This window comes from Aeromonas sp. R1-2 (assembly GCF_040908505.1).
In the GTDB taxonomy this organism is placed as follows: Bacteria; Pseudomonadota; Gammaproteobacteria; order Enterobacterales; family Aeromonadaceae; genus Aeromonas; species Aeromonas veronii.
Genome location: NZ_JBFODU010000014.1, coordinates 206,022 through 227,889 on the forward strand (window position 1 = coordinate 206,022; position 21,868 = coordinate 227,889).

Genomic DNA, 21,868 nt, shown 5'->3' on the forward strand with positions numbered 1-21,868 from the left:
CAGGGACTATTTTTCTGCCTCGCTCAGCTGCATTTCGCGCAGTTGCTCCGGTCTGGTCAACCGCTGTACATATTTCTCCAGATAGGGCACCGGCAGCGGCTTGGAAGCGAGATAGCCCTGATAGAAACTGCACCCCTGCGCCTTGAGAAACTCCAGTTGCTGACGGGACTCCACCCCTTCCGCCGTGACGTTAAAGCCCATATGGCGGGCCATGGCGATCACCGCCTCGACGATGGCCATGTTGTCGCCATCTTTCGGGATGTCCTGAATGAAGGAGCGGTCGATCTTGAGCTCATCGGCAGGCAGCCGCTTGAGGTAGCTCAGGGAGGAGTAACCGGCGCCAAAATCGTCGATGGCAAAGCTGATGCCGAGCTCCTTGAGCTCGGTCATCTTGCTGATGGTGTCCTCGGCATGACCCAGCACCACGGATTCGGTGATCTCCAGATTGAGGCAGGCCGGATCCATGCCGGTTTGCGCCAACACATCGTGGATCCGCTCGACAAAATCGGTGGCATGGAACTGCTTGGCACTGACGTTGACCGAGATCTGCGGAATGTGGATGCCGTTCTCCTCCCACAGCACATACTGGGCGCACGCCTCGTGCAGCACCCAGTTGCCGATATCGACAATCAGATCGGTCTCCTCGGCGATGGGGATAAATTCTGCCGGCGAGACCAGCGAGCGACCGGCCGGCTGCCAGCGAATGAGCGCCTCGACACCAATGATATCGCCGCCATCGACCATATGCTGAGGCTGATAGTAGAGGGTCAGCTCTTGCTGGCTGAGGGCGTTACGCAATTCGTTGTGAATGAGCAGACGGCGATCCGCCTGCTGCTGCATCGAGGCATCGAAGAAGCGACGGGTCTTGCGACCAGCGGACTTGGCCTGATACATGGCGGTGTCTGCCTGCTTGAGCAGATCATCGACCCCCTGCTCCCGATCCGGAAACAGGGTAATGCCGACACTGGCGCCGATGTGCAGCACCTGCCCCACATAGGTATAAGGAGCGGCAATCTCGGTGATAAGCCGTTCGGCAATGATATCGGCCTGCATCTCCGCCTGGGGCGGGCTGGCCGAGAGCGATGGCAGCAGCAACACAAACTCGTCACCGCCGAGGCGGGCCAGGCAATCTCCTTGCCGAACCAACCGTTTGAGACGGGCGGCGACCTCCTTGAGCAGCCAGTCACCGGTAGCGTGGCCGAGGGAGTCGTTGATGGTCTTGAAGTGATCGAGATCGATAAAGAGCAGCGCGCCAATCAAACCGTCGCGGGTCGCCTCGTTGAAGGTCTGCACCAGGGTCTCGTGGAGCTGACGGCGATTGGGCAATCCGGTCAGCTCGTCGTAATAGGCGAGATCCTGAATGCGTCGCTCGGCAGCCTTGCGCTCGGAGATATCCTCGAAGCAGATGACAAAGTGGCTGATCACCCCTTTTTCATCCTGCACCGGTGTCACTATCTCCCACTGGGGATAGGTGTGACCATCGACATGGCGACGCTGGGTCTCCCCCTGCCAGCGGCTGAGGGTATTGAGCTCGTAGCCGAGCCCCCCCAGATTGGGCCAGAGATCCTCTTCCAGATGCAGGCCCAGCACCGACTGGCTGTCAAAGCCGGTGATCTGGCTGAAGGCGTTGTTGACCCGCAGGATCTTGAACCCCGGATCCGTGATGATGATCCCTTCGTGGGTCTCGAATGCAACGGCAGAGAGCCGCATCTGGGCATCGGATTGCAGACGCTCCAGCTCGGCCACCATCCGTACCGAGAAGGTATTGAGCACCGAGGTGAGATTGCTGGTATCTGCCGGGGCCGAATAGAGCAGCGCCAGATGGCCCAGAAGTTGGCCTCTGGCATCAAACAGCGGCTGACCATAATAAGTCTGCCCGGCCGCCAGCCAGGGTTGATACTCCTGCGACTCGTCGATCACCTCGAAACAGATGGCCCCCTGCTTATAGAGCTCCTGACAGGGGGAGCCCGCCAGCTGATAGTCCTTCTGCGCCAGCCCGTCGGCGGCCAGCACTTTGACCCGGTCGGCACCGCACAACTCACCCACCCAGACCGCATCCACCTTGAGAATATGAGCCAGCTGGCTGACCAGGGTATTGAAGAAATCGAGCCCGGTGCGGGCAGAGAGCGCCTGCGCCAACTGGGTGAGCAGGGTGGTTTGCAGCAATGGCAAAGAGAGATTGAGGGAGGAGACCGCACTGTTGGCGGTATCAAGAGGGGCCAGCCATCCACAGCAGATCTGCTGGGTAGGCACAAACTGGCCGCTCCAGAGCACATGGTTGAGCTGCCCCCGATCATCTTTCAGATGACCGATGAACTGTTCAGGCAGATGTGATTCATGAAGCCGGACGAGAAAGTCGGCAAAGCCTGCCTCATCTTCCGGTAACAGGCGAGCGGCCCAGGGATGATTGCCCTCCCCTTGCCACTGCTGGTAGGCCCCCTGATCAGAGAGACTCCACTGATCATGTTGCCGATCGAAAAACCACATGACTTGCGTGGCCTGCTGCTTCATTTACCACTCCAACACAACAACCAACCACGTTTGATGTCCAATCAGGCATAGCAACGCCCCCTGCATCCGCTCATCAGATCAGAGGTTGCGAGGGAAGAGTACAAACATGCGATATCAAGCAGTGGAAACCGGACATGAGGTCGACACGAAGTGCTGCCAAGAAGGGACAGAAACGATCCTATTCCCGTCATACTGCCTGCCAGTTTCATGGAGCTCAAGCTGTTTTTGGCACGAAACCGGAAAAGATCACAATTTATAATTTGCTGAATAGCCAAGGGAAGGTTATGTGACATAGATCACATTTCAATCTTTACCAATGAGTAATCTGAAGGTGAAGACACAAGCAAGACGACCCGAAGGGGGCCAATATGAAAATCGAAATTACCAGCAAAATCATCGACATCACCCCGGCTATCCGCGAGCGCATCGAATCCCGTTTTGAAAAGCTCGAACGTCTTCAGGTGCCTCTCATCACACCCCATGTGATTGTTTCCAAAGAGCGTCTGATGTTCACTGTCGAAGCCAGTGCTGGCATCCCCAACGGCAAACTGTTTGCCCAGGCAGAGCATGAGGATCTCTACGCCGCCATCAACGAACTGGGGCAAAAACTGGAGCGCCAACTCAACCGTCACACCGAAAAGCCGATTGCCCGTCGTGCCAACGCAGCGCTCAAAGAGCAGCCGCAACCAGATGAAGCTGACGCTTGATTGCATGCCGCAAGGCTAAAAATTCCAAAGAGCATAAAGGCGGGGTCACCCGCCTTTTTGTTGCCTGTGATTTACCCCACAAGCACAGCATTACGTCAGTGAACAGGCGCCATCAACTGAGCCAGTGCAACCGGGTATCCACTCCCTGTTGCAAACGATCGAGGATCGGCAGCAATACCAGCGGATCCTCCTGGCGTGGCATATCGGCCAGCTTTCCTTGCAACCGCTCCCGCGCCAGCGGCGACAGGTTGTCGTAGACAGCCTCATCCAGCAGCGGCTGTTTGACCGCCAGCGGCGGCATTTGCAGCGCCAGCCAGAGCCGCACATCCACCATGCTTCCCCCCTGTTGCAGCCGCTCATTGATGGCACTGCAGTCACTCCCCGCCCCTTCAGCCACCAGTACCTCTGCCGGTCTCAGCGCAAAGTGCAGACGCCAGTCACGGCTCTGGAGAGTGGCCGCCGGTTTGGCATCAAACCAGGGCTGTTCCTCCACCGCGTCGGTCAGCAGGGCCAGATGCAACCGGAAATCCGCCCGATCCCCATGCTGCAGGTCACGGTTGAGGCGCTGCCCCAACTGACCCTCATCAACGAGCAGGTGATTACGGATTGAACTGGGCAGCATGAGATAACTCTCGAAAATGGCGATTTCACTGGTTATCGGCCACAAATCCAATTCTTTTAATGGAAAAATCCTGCTTGGGGGTTCACAAAACCGGAAGATCTGTTAGTATGCGCCTCGCACTTGTGGAGGGGTTCCCGAGCGGCCAAAGGGATCAGACTGTAAATCTGACGGCTCTGCCTTCGAAGGTTCGAATCCTTCTCCCTCCACCATTTCAAGTGCGACAATTTGAAAACAATACCCCGTGGAGGGGTTCCCGAGCGGCCAAAGGGATCAGACTGTAAATCTGACGGCTCTGCCTTCGAAGGTTCGAATCCTTCTCCCTCCACCATCATTCAGAAAACCCGGCCTGGTGCCGGGTTTTCGCATTTATGGCCCGCAGCAATCCATTCTCCCTCTGCCCTCCAGTCCCTTATCGCCAGTGCCTGCAGCCGATTGCGCAATAAAAAACGGGAGGCCTGCGCCTCCCGTTTTACTCTCATCTCTGCATTGTCATTCGGTGTCGCGTTACAGAGTAAAGCGATAGAAGATATCGACCGCCTGAGCCACCCCGCTCATCGCCTGCAGATAGAGCCGTGGCAATACCTCGTAGCGCAGCTTGAATTCGGCGATGGGGCTGAAAACCCCGACCCCGTACTGGAACTGCAAGCCCGGCAGCAGATAGGCCGACAGAGTCACCTGGGTGTTGTCACCACTGCCCGCGGTATCGAGGGAGACATCGCTCATCCCCAGCGACTCGCCGATGCTCGACACCACGCCATTGGCCTGATTGACCGCACCGGCCACCAGCAGACCGTTGAAACCGCCATCTTCTCCGTTGGTTTGCAGCCCTTTGCCGCGCAGCAGATAGGAGAGCTGTTCCGACTGCGCCATCTGCGGCTCGGAGTAGACCGTGATCTCCGGCTTGCTGGCGGGGCCGGTCACCCGCACCCCGACCGTCACCTGACCCTCGATGGTATCGGGATCCCGGTTGGCCTCGATGTTGAGAAACGGCCGATCCAGCGGACCGGAGAAGAGGATACGCCCCTCCTTGATGATGAGGTTCTGACCGTAAGCCTTGAAGCGGCCGTTGGTGAGCACCAGCTGGCCGTTGCCTGCCAGCGGTTTCTCGGGATCCTGACGGATATTGAGACCGCCGGAGACATCGGTCTTCAGTCCCATGGCATCAAGTTTCACATCGTTGCCAAGGCGGATCGCCACCTTCATCGCCAGCGGCAGACTTGCCTGCTTGGGAGCAGGGGGCAGATCGTCATAGACCACAGTCACATCGTCGGAGACCGCCACCGCCGAATCCGGCAGACTCTTGACCAGAATGCGCGCCCAGGGAATATCCACCTGACCGGTAATCCGGGTCTCCTCCCCCAGCGACACCGCGATATCGGGCGAGACTCTGACCCGGCCCATGCCCGGATATTGTGCCTCCAGATCCTTACCCTGAATGGTGAGGCTGCCGCTGACCGGCATCTTGGCCCAGCTGAGCCAGCCGCCCAACGCCAGCGGCCCCTTGCCCACCAGCATGGAGCCATCGAGCTCGGCGCGGTTGCCTTCAATCTTGAGGCGGGTCACCAGCTTGGTCAGGGTCACCATATCGGAGTGGGTCTGCACTTCACCGTCACGCAGGTTGAGCTGGCCAAACAGCAGGGGCGCCGCCAGGGTGCCGTCGAAACGGGCATCGGCGGAGATGATCCCTTGCAGGGAGCGCACCTCAGGGATGAGCGGCGCAAAGGTATTGAGCTTGAGATCGTCAAACTTGAGCTGACCACCGAGCAGACCGCGACCGGCGGGCTCCTTGATCAGCAGGTCGGTATCGATATTGCCGATCTGTTTGGAGGCAAAATCGAGGCGAATGGCCGCCTGCTGCCGCTCGAAATCCAGGGCCAGGGCCAGCTGCTGATAATCAGTCTTGAGACCATCTGCCACAAAAGTGCCCGGCGTGGTGCGCACCACCGCATGCAGGGTCGGCTGATTGCCACGCCAACTGGCGCGGCCATCGGCCGAGAGCATCGCCTGCCAGCGGAAGTTGTCCGGCAACCAGGGGCGCAGCCGCTTGAGATCAAACTCGCTCAGGGCAAACTCCAGAGTCCCCTGGGCAGCGGAAACCTGACTCCCCTTGACGCAGAGGCTGGCCCCCTGGGAGCCGAGGCAGAGATCCCCCATCGCCAGCCGCTGACGCGGCAGATCGAGATCCAGTGCCCAGGGGGAGCTCAAGTCCCAACGGCGCAGCGGGGTTTTCAGCTGCAACTCGGAGAGCGCCCCGCGCCAGTGATCCCCGCGCACGCCGCCACCCAGCTTGAGGTTGGCCGCAACAGAGTCCCCCTTCATGGTCAGGGTCAACAGATGCTGACTGATATCGCCGCTGAGGTTCAGGGCCAGCTGGCTGAGCTTGGTTTCGCCCTGTTTCAGCTGCGCCACCAATAACGCGAGCTCACCGGCCGGTTTGGCGCCGATCACCGCATTGCCCTTGAGGCTAATACCCTTCAGGTCGGTGCCGGCATAGTAGAGCCGGTCGGAGGCCAGATCCGCATCGATTTTTGGCGTCTGCTGATTGCCACTGACCTTCACCTGTCCCTTGATATCCCCTTTCAGGCCGGGATAGATACCCCCCAGCTGGGGAGCCTGCAGGTTGGCATCGAGCTTCCATTGGGCAGTGCTGATGCTGCCCTTGGCCTGCAACTGGTTGGGGCCACTTTGCAACGAGATCGCCGGGATCTGCCACTCCATCTTGTCGTTACCGCTGAGCTCCCCCTTGAGGGCCAGCGGGTACTGGTTGAGTTTGCCATCCACCTTGAGCTTGGGCAGTTTCAGCTCCCAGTGGCCCGCTTCGTTCATCACGAAACGGCTCTCCAGCTCACCGGCCAGCGTCCCTTTAAGCTCGGGCAGCAGCTCGGCCGGATTGATCCCCTTGAACAGGGTGGTTCCCTGCCACTCGATCCCCTTGTTCCAGGCGAGCTTGCCATCGAGCTTCAACTCCCCCTTGAGGGCGTTGAGCTGCAAGGCGATCTTGCTGAGCCGCTCCAGATCCCCCTTGCCGTCCAGCGCAAGCTTGAAGGGGGGGACATCGGTCCCCTTGCCGGAGGTATTGAGGGCAAACTGGTAGCCGGAGAGCTTGCCCTTGGCAGTCAGGCTCCCTTTGTCCAGCCGATAGCTCGGCTCATCTTTGGCTGGCTTGTGAAGAGGCCAACCGAGGCTCTTCCAGTCGAGGGCCAGATCAAAGGGCAGATCTGGGTCGAGGGCGGCCAGCGAGCCCTTGAGATTGGCGGCAACCGGCCCCTTGGCCGACAACGCCAACCCCAGCTTGCCAACCGAACCGTTCAGCGCCAGCGTGGCCTGCTCCCCTTGCAACTCGCCATCCAGCAGTCCCTTGCGGGCCTTGGCATCCAGCGTCACCGCCAGCGGGTAGTCGTCACTGAGCTGGATATGGCCCTTGAGCGCCAGATCGGCCATGGCGTGGCGTAGCGAGAACTCGCGCACCTCGATGCGATCGTCGGCAGCAGTGGCCGACAGCAGCAGCCTGTCGAGCCCTTCAATCAGCTCGCCCTGCTTATATTGCACCCGGGTCGCGCTGACCCCTTCCAGCTGGATGGGGAAAGGAAGATGAATGGCGGGCAGGAGAATGGGGGCAGCCTTTGCCGTGTTCGCAGCTGGCGTCCCTTTGCCCTGTTTGACGGTCTTGGCGCTGGCCTTGTCGTTGCGCGCCACCGCAGCACCGGCTTGCTTCTCGTTAGCGGCCGGCTGCTTGGCAGATTTGGCTGCGCTGGCGGGTGCCGCATCATCCAGCGTCACCTTCAGGTTATCGAGCACCGGGCCGCGCACAATCAGCCCCTTGCGATTGAGGGTGGCGCCGATATCGAGGGACCCCAGCGTCACAGCCACACCGGGCACCGCCAGATCGAGATCGGCCACCTTGAGGCTGTCGACCTGAATTTTGAGTGGCAGCGGGCGCCAGACAAAGGGTTCTGAAGGCTCTTCCGGTGCAGGCTCCGAGTCGGCCACCTTCACCACCGGATGAGTCACTTCAAGCGATTTGATCCAGAGTTTGCCCTGCAGCAACTTGCCGAGATCCCAGTCGAGCACGGCGCGATCCACCGTGACATCCACCAGCTCATCCTGCCAGCCCACCCCTTCCAGGGTCCAGCCATAGCCAAGCTGACCCGCCACCAGCTCCCCCTTAAGAGAAGGAAGCGCTCCCTTGGCCTGTTGCCACAACCACTTGTTGCCCTGATGGGTGAAGCCCAGCAGGCTGACGCCGATGAGCAGCAGGAACACCAGCCCCATCAGCCAGAGAAAAATACGTTTTAGCCAGATCACAATGCAGACCCCCGCGAAAGATACAGCCGCAGCGGCCAAAGAAAAAAGCGTTTAGACAAGATCATAATTCAGGCCCCAATGCGAAATGCAGCCGCAAGGGCTTGTCCTCCTCCGATACCCCGACCGCCAGATCCAGCCTGACCTGGCCGATGGGGGTGACCCAGCGCACACCGACGCCGGTACCTATTTTCCAGGGCTCGCTGTAATCGGTGGTGGAGGTGCCGCCATCCACAAACATGGCCCCCAGCCACTTCTCGCTGAAGCGGTAGTTGTATTCCAGACTGGCCACGCTGGTGTAGCGGCCACCAGTCAGCTTGCCATCCGGCCCGGTGGGGGAAATGCTCTCGTAACCAAAACCGCGCACCGTCTGATCGCCACCGGTAAAGAAACGCAAGGACGGCGGCACCAGCGAGAAGCTGTCACCTATGATGGCCCCCTGCTCGGCCCGCATCAGGAATCTGTGGTTATCGCCAAGAGTTCGCAACCACTTGCTGCGCCCCCACACCCGCATAAAGCTGATGTCGGAACCCCATCTGGGGTCGGAGAACTCCAGCGTCAGCTGCTGGCGATCCCCCCAATCGGGCACCAGGGTGCCGCGCACCCGCAGTCGGGACCAGGAGACCCCGGGGATCAGCAGCAAGCTGTTCCCCTCGTCGGCACCCTGGGTATAGATCTCGTTCTCCAGCCGGATAAAGACGTCCCGATCCCAGCTCTCCGGCCGTCGCGTCCAGCGGTGCACACCGATGGTAGTGAGATCGGAGCGGGTATCGTTGTTGTCCTTGTACTGGTAGCCGGTCTGGATGGAGTAGTAGTCCCGCAGCGGGTTGCCCACCGGGATCTGGTAGTCGAAGCTGAGCTCTGCCTCCGGCCCCGACACCTTGGCGGTGGCAAAGAGGCGGTGACCATAGCGGTTGACCCAAGGCTTCTCCCAGGTGGCACTCATCCGCGGCCCCACGTCGGTGGCGTAACCGATACCTGCCTCGATTTCGTGATCGACCCGGTTATCCAGCGTCACCGCAATGGGCACCCGATAGTTGCTCGCCTCGCTCAATACCGGCTTGATATCGACCTGACGGAACAGCTTGGTGGAGGAGACATCCTGCGACATCTCGGCCAGACGGATGGCGAGATAGGGGTCGCCGCTCTTGATGTTGATAAGCGGGCGAATAAGGTGAAGCGCTTCGGGAGTGGCATCGTAGCGGATCTCGCCAAAACGGTAGCGATGGCCCGATTCGAACAGAATAAAGATCTCCGCCGTCCCCTTGTCCGGGAACACCTTGACCTGACTCTTGCTCAGCTTGGCATCAAAGTAACCGCGGGCCAGTCCAAGGCTGCCGAGATCGGCCTTGATGGATTCATATTTGGCGTGATTGAGGGGCTCCCCCTCTTTGAGGGGCAACTTGTCCAGTAGGGCGCTGTAAAGCTCGTCGCTGTCCGCATCCCCCTCCAGCAGAATATCGAGGCGGGAGACGATGACCGGCTCCCCCTTGTCCACCTCAATCACCACTTTGGACGGGGTTTTCTTGTCGCGACTCAGAGTGATTTTCGGCTGGTAGTAGCCATAAACCTGCAGCGCCTTTTGCACGCTCTCGGTGATTTTGGCGCGGGCCGGGCGGTATTGCCGCTCCTGATAGACTGGCAGGGCATTGAGGTAGGCTTCGACGTTATCCTTGTTCTCCCCTTTCAACCCCTTGACCTGATAGGTGAGCTTGGCGGCAAACGCGGGCGAAGCCAGCAGCGACAGCAACAGGCCCACCCCCAGTACCCGCAGGCCGCGGCGAAACGCAGAGCCGGACAGTGAACGCCCTGCCAGCAGGGATGAAATGCATCCTGTCAAAGGTCAATATTCCTGAATCTGTGGTGAAGGAAACCAGCGCCCTTTCGGGCCAACCCCGAATGCGGCGCAGCACGCCATGCCGTGCATGGCCGTGACACAAAAATGCGCGCCAGAAAAATGGCGAACCTTATCCTAACATAGGCATCGGCCAGCGACAGCGCGGCGCCATTGGCAAATTCACCATATCTTTTAAGAGGTTGACCACAAATCACACATTTTGGTGACAATGACGCCGCCCGCTTTCCCGATGAGGGCGAATTGACCTGCCCTGAACAAGGTCCACTTCGTCGTCAGGCACCATTTGTCGCCTCTCCCCCTCTCATTACCACCAGAAACCCACCACGACAGAGTTTGTCGGCATCACCCCACCATCACCGTTTAACAGTCCCGGCACACCCTAAAGCCCGCCGTAGCGGGTGATTAAGAATTGTTCGTTCAGCGCAATCGAATTATCCCGCTGCCTTTGCAAGCGCCCCTCCCTCACACTTGAACCATCAACTGAAGGAGACACATCATGCATGCACGTAGCGAACAGATGGCTGACTATATTGCCGATCGTCTCGAGTTCATCACCTTCCTCGCCTGTTGCAGCGCCCTGCTGGCCCTGCTGACCGGCATGAGTGGCCAGCAGGCGCTGGCCTTTACCGCCCTGAACCTGCCGTTTGGCCTCGGCATTCTGCTGGCGATGGCGCTGCTGGCCCCCCTGCCCGCCCACTGGCGGCTGCCGGGCATCACCTTGCTGCTGGCAGGTTGCGCCCTGATGACCCTGCAACTGGGGGGTGAGTGGCTCAATCCGCTGGCCATCTGGAGCCTCTACGCCCTGCTCGGTCTGGAGATCATCTGGCAAGCGCGCCCCCGCGCCGTGCTGGCCACCCGCGCTCGCCAGTAACAGGGCTGACGAACGCCGGTAAATGGCGGGTTGTGATGGCTGACGCCGGTGGCAAATTGGGGTACTCTTGCGCCCCGATTTGCCACCACCCTTGGCGTTAACAACCTTCGCCATCACTCCCAGGAGCGCCCCGATGAAAAAAGCCTGTGCCCAGCACATTCTGGTCAAGACCGAAAAACAGTGTCTGGAGATCAAGGAAAAGATCGAGAAGGGAGCCGACTTCGGCCAGATGGCCAAGCGCTTCTCCACCTGCGCTTCTGCAAAACGCAGCGGCGATCTGGGGGAGTTCAACAAGGGGGATATGGTCAAGCCCTTTGACGATGCGGTATTCAAAGGCGAACTGCTCAAGGTGCTGGGGCCGGTGCGCACCAAGTTCGGCTTCCATCTGATCAAAGTGCTCTATCGCAACTAAGTCATCGCAATTGACCATTTTCTCGGTGAAGCTCCCGTCAGGCGGGCTTCACCGACCTCTGCATCTCCCTCGCAAAACTGACCAAAACCACGCCAAACTCTCATCAATTTACTAACGTTATCAGGCAATTAAGTTTATCCTTCTCGGCATTGTCCACATTCGACGATGGATCCCGTGCTATGCCCCGCTCTTGCTTGTGGCCCCTGCTGGCCTGGTTACTCCCGCTCGCTGGCGCCCTCGGCAGCCGCTTTCATCTCTGGCCCTGGTGGATCGGTTTTGCGATCTGTCTCATCGGAGCCCTTGTCTCCCTGATCTTGCTGGTACGCCTGCCCTGGAGCCGTAACCGCTATGCCAGCGGCCTTGGCGCCTTGCCGCTGCTGCTACCGCTGACCTTTGTGGCACAGGCGCTGCGGATGCCGCTGATCAACGATGTGAGCACAGATCCCTACAATCCCCCCCAGCTACGCTGGGCGGCAGAGCTCAGAACGGCGCAGGATCTGCCAATAAATAGCGCACCGCTGAAAGCAGTTGAGGCAAAACCCGGTCCTCTCTTTACCAGGGCCTCTCCTGCCGAAGTGGTGATTGAAGCCAACGAGCTGATGCAGGAGCTGGGCTGGCAGGTACGACCCAGCCCGGATGGTCTGGATGCGGTGGTTACCACCGGCTGGTTCGGCTTTCAGGATGATGTGGCGCTGCGGGTCTTTGCTGGCCCCAAAGAGACCCGCATCGATATGCGATCAGCCTCCCGTCAGGGGCAAAGCGATCTGGGCACCAACCGGGCGCGGATCGAGGATTTCCTGACCCGCCTGAACGAGCGACTCGGCCAGGCCTACAAACCCAATTTGAAACCGTAAGTGTGAAACGACAAGAAGGTAACTGATGCGCGTTGAGGTCAAACCCGACCGGGAATATGCCTGGTTTATCCGCCCCTTTTTCTGGCTGCAAAAGCGCAACTATGGTCAGGTGCTTATTCCGGGCAAGTGCTGGGGCCGCTCGCCGCGCCTCTTTGCCGCCGTCGCCACCCTCTACGGCGTCATCAACCGCAAGCGCTCCCCCATCGATCCCGTGCTGCGCTCGCTGGTGACGGTGCGGGTCTCCCAGCTCAACTGGTGTCGTTTTTGCGTCGACATCAACGCCATGACCCTGGTAAAGAGAGCAGGTTCCAGCGAGAAGGTGGAGGCGCTGGCCAACTGGCGCGAAAGCCCCTTGTTCGACGAGCGGGAGAAAGCAGTGCTCGACTACACCGAAGCGATGACTGGCCTCGATGGGGTCAGCGATGAACAGGCGGCCCGCCTCAAGCTCTGGTTCGATGACGATGCCATGGTGGAGTTGACCGGCCTTATCGCCTTCCAGAACATGTCGGCCAAGTTCAACGCCGCCCTCGATATCGCGCCGCAGGGCTTCTGCCAGCTGCCGGTGCAACCGGAACGCCCTGCCAAGCCTGACAGCAAGGACGCCTGATGAACCGGACCCGCCTGCTGCTTGCACTGGTCATGGGGGGCCTTATCGGCACCTTTTTTGCCCTCGATCTTGGCCGTTACCTCACTCTGGACGCCTTGCAGACCCAGCAGGCGGCAGTGGCGCAATGGGTCGACAGCCACTTTGTCTCGGCCAGCCTGCTGTTCGTGCTTATCTATGTGCTGAGCACCGCCCTCTCCCTGCCCGGCGCCAGCTTGCTCACCCTGGGTGGCAGCGCTGTGTTCGGCGTCGGCTGGGGGCTGCTGCTGGTCTCCTTCGCCAGCACCCTAGGCGCAACCCTCGCCTTTCTCAGCGCCCGCTTTCTGCTGCGCGACTGGGTCACCGCCCGCTTTGGCGACAAGCTGGCCACCTTTCAGTCCGGCATGGCGAAGGAGGGGGCCTTCTATCTGCTGAGCCTGCGCCTCATCCCCATCTTCCCCTTCTTTCTGGTCAATCTGCTGATGGGGCTCACCCCCATCAGAGTCAGCACCTACTACTGGGTCAGCCAGCTTGGCATGCTGCCCGGCACCTTCGTCTATGTGCTGGCGGGCAGCGAGCTTGGCCAGTTAACCAGCACCGGCAATATCCTCTCCCCCGGCCTGATGGCCGCGTTGACCCTGCTCGGGCTAATGCCCTGGCTGGTCAAGAAATTGACCACATACCTCGCGCAGCGGCGCCTGCTCTCCCCCTACCACAAGCCCGCTCGCTACGACTACAACCTGCTGGTGATCGGTGCCGGTGCAGGTGGGCTGGTTACCAGCTATATCGCCGCGGCGGTGAAGGCCAAGGTGGCGCTCATCGAGAAACACAAGATGGGGGGCGATTGCCTCAATAGCGGTTGCGTCCCCTCCAAGGCATTGATCCGCAGCGCCCGCTTTGCCGCAGAGCAGCGTAAAGCCGACGAGCTGGGCTTTAGCCCAAGCCACTCCCGCGCCGATTTTGCCGCCGTGATGGAGCGGGTGGCTGAGGTGATCAAGGAGGTCGAGCCACACGACTCCATCGAACGCTATCAGGGGCTTGGAGTGGAGTGCATCGAAGGAGAGGCGCGGCTGGTCTCCCCCTGGGAGGTAGAAGTGAACGGCCAGCGCCTCGCCAGCCGCCATATCGTTATCGCCACCGGCGCCCGACCGTTGGTGCCCAAGCTGCCGGGGCTGGATCAGGTGCCTTACCTCACCTCGGATAGCCTCTGGCAGCTGCGCACCCCGCCGCGCCGCCTGCTGGTGCTGGGCGGCGGCCCCATCGGCTGCGAGCTGGCCCAGAGCTTCGCCCTGCTCGGCATTCCCGTGACCTTGGTGGAACTCTCGGAGCAACTGCTGCCCCGCGAAGACCGGGAGGTAGCCGACGCCCTGGCCGGCCAGATGAGCCGCGATGGCGTGCAGCTACTCACCGGCTGGCGCGCCGAACGAGCCGACTATCTGCCCGCAGCCGAGGGGGCTCTCCCTATCCGGCTGCAACTGCGCCGGGGCGATGAGACACAAGTGGTGGAAGGGGATCAACTGCTGCTGGCACTGGGTCGGGTCGCCAATGTGAGCGGCTTCGGGCTCGAAGCGTTGGGAGTCGAGCTGGCCCCCCGCGGCACCCTAGCGGTCGATGGCTTTCTTGCCACCAACTTCCCCAGCATACTGGCTGTGGGAGACGTAGCGGGCCCTTACCAGTTCACCCACTTCGCCGCCCATCAGGCCTGGTATGCGGCGGTCAATGCCCTGTTTGGCCAGTTCAAGCGCTTTCGGGCCGACTATCGGGTCATTCCGGCGGCCACCTACACCACGCCGGAGATTGCCCGGATCGGCCTCAATCGCAAGGAGGCCGAGGCGCAAGGCATTCCCTTCGAGGCGACCCGCTTCGAGCTGGCCGAGCTGGACAGAGCCATCGCCGATGGGGAGCGCCACGGTTTTGTCGAGGTGCTGACCGTGCCGGGCAAGGATACTATCCTTGGCGCCACCATAGTGGGCACTCACGCCGGTGAGCGGATCGCCGAGTTCGTGCTCGCCATGCGTCACCGCCTCGGCCTTGGCAAGATCCTCGGCACCATTCACGCCTATCCCACCCTGATGGAGGGGAACAAATACGTGGCGGGTGAATGGAAACGGGCCCACCAGCCCACCCGGGTGCTGGCGTTGCTGGCCCGTTATCACCGCTGGCGCCGTGGCGCCTGACAATCAGGGAAACGTTTATGCTCAAGCCATTCTCACAACTCAACTCACAGCTCAAACAGCGGCTAAACGCCCTGCTGTGCGCCCTGCCACTGCTGGCCAGCGGCCCGCTGTTAGCCAGACCTGATGATAATTGGCAACAGACCCTTGAGGAGGCGAAGGGGCAGACCGTCTACTTCAACGCCTGGGGCGGCAGCCCGGAGATCAACGCCTATCTGGTGTGGGCCGGGCAGGAGCTGGCGCGCGACTATCAGGTCAAACTGGTGCAGGTGAAGGTGGATGACATCGCCCAGAGCGTCAGCCAGCTGCTGGCCAACAAGCAGGCGGGTAAGCAAGCGGGCGGCCCCATCGATCTGCTCTGGGTCAACGGCGAGAACTTCAAGGCGCTCAAGGAGCAGGGGCTGCTCGGCGCACCCTTTACCGCCGAGCTACCCAACATGGCGCTGGTAGACAGCAACCTGCCGGTGAGTGAGGACTTCACCCTGCCGGTGGAAGGGCTGGAAGCCCCCTGGGGCATCGGCCAGCTTAATCTGATGGTCGACACCGAAGAGGTCGCCAGAGCGCCCACCTCGGCTGCAGCCCTGCTGGCGTGGGCCAAGGCCCATCCCGGTCGCTTCACCTATCCCAAGCCGCCCCAGTTCCATGGCTCCAGCTTTCTCAAGCAGATCCTGCTGGAATTGACGCCAAACCCCGCCCCCCTCTATGGGGAAGCGACCGAGAGCGACTTTGCCAAGCTCACCGCCCCGCTCTGGGCCTGGCTCGATGAGCTGCATCCGGCACTCTGGCGCAAGGGCAAACTGTTCCCCACCAGCGCCGCCGAAACCCGCCAGCTGCTTGATGATGGCGAACTGGCCATGGCCATCAGCTTCAATCCGCAGGAGGCGCAAAGCGCCACCCAGATTGGCGCCCTGCCCCCCAGCGTGGAGGCGGTCGCCATGAAAAAAGGCGCGCTCACCAACAGCCATTTTCTCGCCATCCCCTTCAACGCCAGTGCCCGTGCGGGTGCCAAGGTGGTGGCCAACTTCCTGCTGAGCCCGGCGGCGCAGGCGCGAAAAGCCAATCCGGCCTTCTGGGGTGATCCCAGCGTGCTGCGGGCCGATGCGCTGCCTGACTCCGCCAAGGGGCAACCGGCACTGCGCTTCAAATCGGTAGCCGAGCCTCACCCCAGCTGGCAGCTCAAACTGGAAGCGGCATGGGCCGAGCGTTACGGCCACTGATGAGTGCTGCTGGTCACCAACTTGCCCTCTCCCGACCATGGCGCCGGTTGACACGCCACCTCAGTATGAGTACGGGGATGGCGGTCATTTATCTGGCGCTCTTCGTCATCCCTCTGCTTGCAGGGCTATGGCAACTGCTGGCGGAGGGGATGGCCGCCTCTCATCTTGCCTTGCTGCTGGCCCAGCCAGGCCTGTGGCACTCCGCTGCGCTGAGTCTGTGGATTGGCGCCGCCTCAACCCTCGGCAGCCTGCTGTTGACCGCCCTGCTGTTGGCCCACAGCGACAGCCGGGCTTTCGGGCTGCTCCGTCGCCTGCTCTCGCCCATGCTGGCCATGCCCCACGTCGCCTTTGCCATCGGTTTTGCCTTTCTGCTCGCCCCCTCCGGTTGGCTGCTGCGGCTCGTCTCGCCAGCTCTGACCGGGTTTGATCTTCCCCCCGATTGGCAGACCATTCGCGACCCTTGGGGGCTCGGGCTGATTGCACTGCTCGTTTTCAAGGAGACCCCCTTTTTGCTGCTGATGGCGATGGCCGCGCAGCAACCCATACAGCTGGCACGCCAGCAGTGGCTGGGGGAGAGCCTCGGTTTCAGCGCCCCCCAGATCTGGTGGCGCCTGCTGCTGCCTGCGCTCTGGCCCGCCCTGCGCCTACCCATCTATGCAGTGGCGGCATATGGTGTGGCGGTGGTGGATCTCGCCCAGCTGCTCGGGCCTGACACCCCCGCCCCGCTGGCGGTGCGGTTGTGGCTCTGGTATCAGGACCCGGATCTGCTCTGGCGCGGCGCCACCGCCAGCGGCGCCCTGCTGCTGCTCGCCATCACGGCGCTGCTGATCGCCCTGCTCAGATTACTGGAGTGGCTTCATCAAGAGGTGGGCAAAGGCTGCTGGCTCGATGGCAAACGGGCTGCGCCCCAATCCTTTGCCAACCGGCTCGCAGCGGGCTTTGCCTTAACCCTGATCACCCTCAATCTGGCGGTGCTGGCGGCCCTGCTGATCTGGTCGCTGGCGCGCCGCTGGCCCTTTCCCGCCCTCTGGCCCAGCCAGTGGAGCAGTCACTACTGGCTGGATCTGCTGCCAACCCTGCTGCCGCTGCTGACAACCAGCGCGCTGCTGGCCCTGACGAGCGGCTTGCTGGCACTGATGATGGCGGTGTGTAGTCTGGAGGCACAAGCCGGCAGCCGCCCCTGGCCGCTCTGGCTTATCTGCCTGCCGCTGTTGCTGCCGCAAGCGAGCCTGCTGTTTGGTATCCGGCTCGGGCTGGACTGGCTTGCACATGACTCGATAAGCAGCGGCATTGGCTGGGGCTGGGTGCTCTGGAGTCAGCTGTTGTTTGTCTTTCCATATGTCTACCTCTGCCTGCACGGCCCCTATCGCCAGTTCGATCCGCGGATCACCCAGAGCGCCCTGCTGCTGGGGGCTACGCCATGGCGAGCCTGGTGGCAGGTCAAAGCGCCGCTACTGGCGCGCCCGCTGCTGTTTGCCTTCGGCGTCGGGGCGGCGGTGAGTTTGGCCCAATATCTGCCGACCCTGCTCTTTGGCGCAGGCAGGGTAGTCACCATCACCACCGAAGCGGTGGCCATCGGCAGCGGCCTCAACCGGCGGCTGGCGGGGCTCTACGGCCTGCTGCAACTGCTGCTGCCGCTCGTTATCTACCTGCTGGCGCTCTGGCTGCCGGCGCGACTCAATCCGGCGCTCAAGGGGAGCTGCTCACGATGAACTCTCATGATGGAAACAGCCATATGCTGAGCACCACGCCTCTTCGACTTTACCTTGATGAAAGTCTGCTGCTCTCGCTGCCCGCCCTGCAGGTGGCCCCCGGCGAGGTATTGACCCTGATGGGGCCAAGCGGCTGCGGTAAAAGCTCCCTGCTGGCGGGGCTGGCAGGGGTACTGCCGGGCGCGCAGACAGATAGCGGCCCGATCCGGCTGGAGGGGGAGATAAGGCTCGGCGAGCGGCTACTCAACACCTTACCTGCGCAAGCGAGGCGCATCGGCATGCTGTTTCAGGATGACCTGCTGTTCGACCATCTGACGGTGGCGGAGAACCTGATGTTCGGCATGCCAGCGACCATCAAGGGAAAACGCGCGCGGCGGGAAAAGGCACTGACAGCGTTAACGCAGGTCGCGCTGGCGGATCAGGCTGACAAGCTGCCGCAGCTGCTGTCAGGGGGGCAGCGGGCTCGGGTCAGTCTGCTGCGGGCACTGTTGGCGGAACCCGACGCCCTGCTGCTGGACGAGCCCTTCTCCCGCCTCGACAAGCCGCTGCGGGCCGCCTTTCGCGAGCTGGTATTCGCGCAGATCAAGGCGCTGGCCATCCCCGCTATTCTGGTGACCCATGACGAAGAGGATGCACAGGGCACCATACTCAATCTCACCGAATCCTGTTTTTAACCGAGGAGTTCACCTTGTTTGACCGCCACCTGATCCCCGTGATCCGCAGCCCTCTCACCCAGCTTGCCAAACCGCTCTGCCGTGCCGGGATCAGTGCCAATCAGGTGAGCCTCACCGGCTTTGCCATCGGCATGCTGGCGCTGCCGCTGCTGGCCTTTGGCAGCTATCAGTGGGCACTCGCGACCATCCTGCTCAACCGGCTGCTGGACGGGCTCGATGGCGCCGTGGCGCGGGAAACCGGCATCACCGATTGCGGCGGCTTTCTCGACATCACGCTCGACTTTATTTTCTACGCCGCCGTGGTGCTGGGCTTTGCCCTCGCCGCCCCGGCCAATGCACTGCCCGCCGCCACCCTGCTGTTTGCCTTTATGGGTACCGGCTCGAGCTTTCTGGCGTTTGCCATCATGGCGGGCAAGCGGGGCATCGACAATCCGGTCTACCACCACAAGTCCCTCTACTATCTGGGTGGCCTCACCGAGGGGAGCGAGACCATCGCCCTCTTTGTGCTGATGTGCCTGTGGCCCGCCGCCTTCGCCCCGCTCGCCTACGGCTTTGCCCTGCTCTGCGCCATCACCACCCTGACCCGACTCTGGAGCGGCTACCACACCCTGCGTCCCCCCCAGCCCTAAACAGCACAGCCCTCACAGAAGGGCTAATCCATCGCACGATGAGTTGGCGGCAAACAAGGCGCACGGAACACTTGCACGGGGATGACAATGTTTTACCATTGCGACACTTTTATCAGTCTCTTTGAGAACCCTATGCGTCGCCTTGCCTCTCTTCTCACTCTGTCGTTATTCCCCCTGCTCGGTGGCTGCAGCAGCGCCCCAGCGCCAAAACCCGTGGTCGTCCCCCAGCCCAAGAGCGCCTTTATCAATCAGGCGCCATCGAGCAAACCCGTTTATACACAAGGGGTTAGCAAGGGGGACTTCGCCAATCGCCCCAACGTGGACCGGTTCGTCCAGAAGATGGTCGAGAAGCACGGTTTTGACAACGCCCAGCTGCATCAGGTGCTGGCACAGGCAGAGCGTTACGACTGGATCATCCGCCTGATGGATGCCCAGGCGCCGACCACCGCCAAGCCCACCGGCCCGACCGGCGCCTGGAACCGCTATCGCGCCAAGTTCATCACCCCGGACAACGTACAGAACGGCGTCAACTTCTGGCGTGAATACGCAAGCGAGCTGAACCGGGCGGAGCAGATCTACGGGGTACCACCGGAGATCATCGTCGGCATTATCGGGGTGGAGACCCGCTGGGGCCGAGTGATGGGCAAGACCCGCATTCTGGATGCGCTGGCCACCCTGGCGTTTGATTACCCCCGCCGTGCCGAGTTCTTCACGAACGAGCTGGAAGCCTTCCTGGTGATGACCCGCGACGAGGGGATGGATCCCACCGAACCCAAGGGATCCTATGCAGGCGCCATGGGCTACGGCCAGTTTATGCCCTCCAGCTTCCAGCGCTATGCGGTGGACTTTGACGGCAACGGCCACACCAACCTGTGGGATCCGGTGGATGCCATCGGCAGCGTCGCCAACTACTTCAAGGCCCACGGCTGGGAGAAAGGCCAACCGGTGGCGGTGCGCGGTCAAGGCCAACTGCCCGGCTATGAGCATGGCTTTCAGACCCGCTACCCGGTCGCCACCCTGCGCCGTGCGGGGCTGACGCCAACCAGTAGCCTGGGCAACCACAGCGAGTCGAGCCTACTACGCCTCGATGTCGGCACCGGCTACCAATACTGGTTCGGTCTGCCCAACTTCTACACCATCACCCGCTACAACCACAGCACCCACTACGCCATGGCGGTATGGCAGTTGGGTCTGGCGGTGAAAGAGGCCAAAGGCGGTTACTGAGTCAGGTACTGATTTGCCAACAAAAACGGGCCTGCTGGCCCGTTTTTGTTATTCGTTTTCCAGCAACCAGCGTTTGAGCAGTGCCGCTAACTGAGCCTGCTCCGCCTCGGTCAGTGGCGCCAACAGGCGACGCTCGTTGGCCACGTGCAGCTCAACCGCTCGGTCGATAAGCGCTTTGCCCGATTCGGTGAGGCAGACCAGCAGGCTGCGCCGATCGCTGGGCGCCGCTTGCCGCTCTATCAGTCCCCGCTCGGCCAGCTTGTCGAGCCGGGCCGTCATGGCACCCGAACTCAACATGGCCGATTGGTAGAGCACTGTCGGCGTCAGTGGCTCACCCGACCGACGCAGGGTCGCCAAAATGTCGAAGTCCGTGCCAAGCAAGCCGCACTCCTTGAGTTCTTCACTCACCTCACGACCGGCAATTGCCGCCATCCGGGCTACCCGACCCAGCACCCCCATAGGAGAACAGTCGAGATCCGGTCGCTGCCGGGCCCACTGAGCCAGCAGCAGGTCTACATGATCTGATTCCATCGCCAACTACTTATCTTTATTTCGAGATACTTGATGATAAATCAATTTGGCGCTAACTTATCTTCACTCAAAGATACTTTATGATGAGATAAATAATGCCAATGCTGATCGCCTTGCTGGCTCCACTGCTGTGGGGCAGCACCTATGCTGTCGTCAGCCTCTACCTGACTGACTACTCACCCTACTGGGTTGCCGTATGGCGGGCACTGCCTGCTGGGCTGCTCTTGTTACTGTTGCATCCGCGCATGCCGCCTCTGCCCTGGGGCAAACAGTTCCTGTTGGCGTTTTGCAACATTGCCGCCTTCTTCGCTTTGCTGTTTGTGGCGGCCTTCCGGCTGCCGGGGGCAGTAGCAGGTACACTCGGTGCCACCCTGCCGCTGGTGCTGATGCTACTGGCCTGGTTGCAAGATGGCACACGACCGAGCCTGAAATGGCTACTGCTGGGATTGATGGGGTTGGCTGGGGTATTACTGTTGCTCAACCCCTCTGCCAATCTGGATCCTGTCGGAGTTGCATGCGCCATGCTGGCCACCGTGCTGATCGGCCAATCCAGCCGCTGGATGCGCCACTGGCCGGTAAACGATCTGCTGGCGCTGACCGCCTGGCAATTGCTGCTTGGGGGCTTGATGCTGATCCCGCTCGCCTGGTGGCTAGCTGGCCCAATGCCGTTACCGGATCCGGCTAGTGCGCCGGGATTGCTCTGGTTGATCCTGCTCAATACCGCGCTGGGCTACTGGGCCTGGTTGTGGGGATTAAAGCACCACGGCCCAGAGGTGATGGGCATGCTGGCCCTCACCAATCCCATGATGGCTGTGTCGCTTGGGGTATTGATGGTGGGTGAAACCCTGGATGTCAACCAGTGGATCGGCATCGGGGTGATCCTGCTCTCCCTGTTCCTGATGAAGCTGCCAGCACGCTCCTTCTTCAAACGTTGGCAAGCCCGCCGAGCGAGTACAGGGATCTGTAACGAGGCGTAAACACCAGACC

17 protein-coding genes and 2 tRNA genes are annotated in these 21,868 nt (G+C 61.3%); 14 read left to right on the top strand and 5 right to left on the bottom strand.

Annotated features, from left to right (window positions below):
* Window positions 1-6: 6 nt before the first annotated feature.
* The gene (locus tag AB5Y76_RS05820; RefSeq protein ID WP_263717632.1) at window positions 7-2,511 is read right to left on the bottom strand and encodes a bifunctional diguanylate cyclase/phosphodiesterase; all 2,505 of its coding nucleotides are present in this window, start codon (window positions 2,509-2,511) and stop codon (window positions 7-9) included.
* Window positions 2,512-2,879: 368 nt separating this feature from the next.
* Between AB5Y76_RS05820 and raiA the strand changes: the two genes are divergently transcribed.
* Window positions 2,880-3,218, top strand: a complete 339-nt coding sequence (raiA, locus tag AB5Y76_RS05825; RefSeq protein ID WP_005334257.1) for a ribosome-associated translation inhibitor RaiA — start codon at window positions 2,880-2,882, stop codon at window positions 3,216-3,218.
* A 112-nt stretch (window positions 3,219-3,330) separates the two neighbouring features.
* Here the strand turns inward: raiA and AB5Y76_RS05830 are convergent, their stop codons facing one another.
* On the bottom strand, window positions 3,331-3,840 hold the full coding sequence (locus AB5Y76_RS05830) for a VC2046/SO_2500 family protein (protein ID WP_263717631.1): 510 nt from the start codon (window positions 3,838-3,840) through the stop codon (window positions 3,331-3,333).
* Between the two features lie 124 nt (window positions 3,841-3,964).
* Here AB5Y76_RS05830 and AB5Y76_RS05835 point away from each other — a divergent pair.
* Both AB5Y76_RS05835 and AB5Y76_RS05840 read left to right on the top strand, forming a co-directional pair.
* Window positions 3,965-4,049: transfer RNA gene (locus AB5Y76_RS05835), tRNA-Tyr, on the top strand.
* A 34-nt stretch (window positions 4,050-4,083) separates the two neighbouring features.
* Window positions 4,084-4,168 (top strand) — tRNA-Tyr (locus tag AB5Y76_RS05840).
* A 176-nt stretch (window positions 4,169-4,344) separates the two neighbouring features.
* Here the strand turns inward: AB5Y76_RS05840 and AB5Y76_RS05845 are convergent.
* The gene (locus tag AB5Y76_RS05845) at window positions 4,345-8,145 is read right to left on the bottom strand and encodes a translocation/assembly module TamB domain-containing protein (protein ID WP_263717630.1); all 3,801 of its coding nucleotides are present in this window, start codon (window positions 8,143-8,145) and stop codon (window positions 4,345-4,347) included.
* A gap of 61 nt (window positions 8,146-8,206) precedes the next feature.
* Window positions 8,207-9,982 (bottom strand): autotransporter assembly complex family protein, encoded by a 1,776-nt coding sequence (locus AB5Y76_RS05850; protein ID WP_263717629.1) that lies wholly within the window; start codon window positions 9,980-9,982, stop codon window positions 8,207-8,209.
* A gap of 514 nt (window positions 9,983-10,496) precedes the next feature.
* On the opposite strand from AB5Y76_RS05850, the gene AB5Y76_RS05855 reads away from it, so the two are divergent.
* The 10 genes from AB5Y76_RS05855 (at window position 10,497) to mltB (ending at window position 20,350) form a co-directional block, all read left to right on the top strand.
* Window positions 10,497-10,871, top strand: coding sequence for a hypothetical protein (locus AB5Y76_RS05855; protein ID WP_069555247.1), 375 nt, complete (start codon window positions 10,497-10,499; stop codon window positions 10,869-10,871).
* A gap of 133 nt (window positions 10,872-11,004) precedes the next feature.
* Window positions 11,005-11,283, top strand: coding sequence for a peptidylprolyl isomerase (locus AB5Y76_RS05860; protein ID WP_005334269.1), 279 nt, complete (start codon window positions 11,005-11,007; stop codon window positions 11,281-11,283).
* 179 nt (window positions 11,284-11,462) lie between these two features.
* The gene (locus AB5Y76_RS05865) at window positions 11,463-12,137 is read left to right on the top strand and encodes a DUF1499 domain-containing protein (RefSeq protein ID WP_042080230.1); all 675 of its coding nucleotides are present in this window, start codon (window positions 11,463-11,465) and stop codon (window positions 12,135-12,137) included.
* A gap of 25 nt (window positions 12,138-12,162) precedes the next feature.
* The gene (locus tag AB5Y76_RS05870) at window positions 12,163-12,744 is read left to right on the top strand and encodes a carboxymuconolactone decarboxylase family protein (RefSeq protein WP_263717628.1); all 582 of its coding nucleotides are present in this window, start codon (window positions 12,163-12,165) and stop codon (window positions 12,742-12,744) included.
* On the top strand, window positions 12,744-14,897 hold the full coding sequence (locus AB5Y76_RS05875) for an FAD-dependent oxidoreductase (RefSeq protein ID WP_263717627.1): 2,154 nt from the start codon (window positions 12,744-12,746) through the stop codon (window positions 14,895-14,897). The genes AB5Y76_RS05870 and AB5Y76_RS05875 overlap by 1 nt, the downstream gene beginning before the upstream one ends.
* Window positions 14,898-14,914: 17 nt before the next feature.
* Entirely contained in the window at window positions 14,915-16,111 is a 1,197-nt protein-coding gene (locus AB5Y76_RS05880; protein ID WP_263717626.1) for an ABC transporter substrate-binding protein, read from the top strand.
* Window positions 16,112-16,188: 77 nt separating this feature from the next.
* Complete coding sequence (locus tag AB5Y76_RS05885) at window positions 16,189-17,823, top strand: ABC transporter permease (protein WP_263717625.1); 1,635 nt, start codon at window positions 16,189-16,191, stop codon at window positions 17,821-17,823.
* A gap of 23 nt (window positions 17,824-17,846) precedes the next feature.
* Window positions 17,847-18,497 carry an ATP-binding cassette domain-containing protein gene (locus tag AB5Y76_RS05890; RefSeq protein WP_263717680.1) on the top strand — a complete coding sequence of 217 codons (651 nt, stop codon included), beginning with the start codon at window positions 17,847-17,849 and terminating at the stop codon, window positions 18,495-18,497.
* 14 nt (window positions 18,498-18,511) lie between these two features.
* Complete coding sequence (locus tag AB5Y76_RS05895) at window positions 18,512-19,126, top strand: CDP-alcohol phosphatidyltransferase family protein (protein ID WP_106843189.1); 615 nt, start codon at window positions 18,512-18,514, stop codon at window positions 19,124-19,126.
* Window positions 19,127-19,258: 132 nt separating this feature from the next.
* A complete protein-coding gene (mltB, locus tag AB5Y76_RS05900) occupies window positions 19,259-20,350 on the top strand; it encodes a lytic murein transglycosylase B (protein ID WP_263717624.1) in 1,092 nt (363 codons plus the stop codon).
* 48 nt (window positions 20,351-20,398) lie between these two features.
* Here mltB and AB5Y76_RS05905 read toward each other — a convergent pair whose 3' ends face one another.
* Entirely contained in the window at window positions 20,399-20,881 is a 483-nt protein-coding gene (locus AB5Y76_RS05905) for a MarR family winged helix-turn-helix transcriptional regulator (protein ID WP_005334289.1), read from the bottom strand.
* A gap of 95 nt (window positions 20,882-20,976) precedes the next feature.
* Here AB5Y76_RS05905 and AB5Y76_RS05910 point away from each other — a divergent pair, with 95 nt between their 5' ends.
* A complete protein-coding gene (locus AB5Y76_RS05910) occupies window positions 20,977-21,858 on the top strand; it encodes a DMT family transporter (protein WP_263717622.1) in 882 nt (293 codons plus the stop codon).
* Window positions 21,859-21,868 lie beyond the last annotated feature (10 nt).

Excerpts from the sequence above, each read along its gene's own strand:
- AB5Y76_RS05820 (WP_263717632.1), bottom strand. The coding sequence starts at position 2,511 with ATGAAGCAGCAGGCCACGCAAGTCATGTGGTTTTTCGATCGGCAACAT.
- raiA (WP_005334257.1), top strand. The coding sequence starts at position 2,880 with ATGAAAATCGAAATTACCAGCAAAATCATCGACATCACCCCGGCTATC.
- AB5Y76_RS05830 (WP_263717631.1), bottom strand. The coding sequence starts at position 3,840 with ATGCTGCCCAGTTCAATCCGTAATCACCTGCTCGTTGATGAGGGTCAG.
- AB5Y76_RS05855 (WP_069555247.1), top strand. The coding sequence starts at position 10,497 with ATGCATGCACGTAGCGAACAGATGGCTGACTATATTGCCGATCGTCTC.
- AB5Y76_RS05860 (WP_005334269.1), top strand. The coding sequence starts at position 11,005 with ATGAAAAAAGCCTGTGCCCAGCACATTCTGGTCAAGACCGAAAAACAG.
- AB5Y76_RS05865 (WP_042080230.1), top strand. The coding sequence starts at position 11,463 with ATGCCCCGCTCTTGCTTGTGGCCCCTGCTGGCCTGGTTACTCCCGCTC.
- AB5Y76_RS05870 (WP_263717628.1), top strand. The coding sequence starts at position 12,163 with ATGCGCGTTGAGGTCAAACCCGACCGGGAATATGCCTGGTTTATCCGC.
- AB5Y76_RS05875 (WP_263717627.1), top strand. The coding sequence starts at position 12,744 with ATGAACCGGACCCGCCTGCTGCTTGCACTGGTCATGGGGGGCCTTATC.
- AB5Y76_RS05880 (WP_263717626.1), top strand. The coding sequence starts at position 14,915 with ATGCTCAAGCCATTCTCACAACTCAACTCACAGCTCAAACAGCGGCTA.
- AB5Y76_RS05885 (WP_263717625.1), top strand. The coding sequence starts at position 16,189 with ATGGCGGTCATTTATCTGGCGCTCTTCGTCATCCCTCTGCTTGCAGGG.
- AB5Y76_RS05890 (WP_263717680.1), top strand. The coding sequence starts at position 17,847 with ATGCTGAGCACCACGCCTCTTCGACTTTACCTTGATGAAAGTCTGCTG.
- mltB (WP_263717624.1), top strand. The coding sequence starts at position 19,259 with ATGCGTCGCCTTGCCTCTCTTCTCACTCTGTCGTTATTCCCCCTGCTC.
- AB5Y76_RS05905 (WP_005334289.1), bottom strand. The coding sequence starts at position 20,881 with ATGGAATCAGATCATGTAGACCTGCTGCTGGCTCAGTGGGCCCGGCAG.
- AB5Y76_RS05910 (WP_263717622.1), top strand. The coding sequence starts at position 20,977 with ATGCCAATGCTGATCGCCTTGCTGGCTCCACTGCTGTGGGGCAGCACC.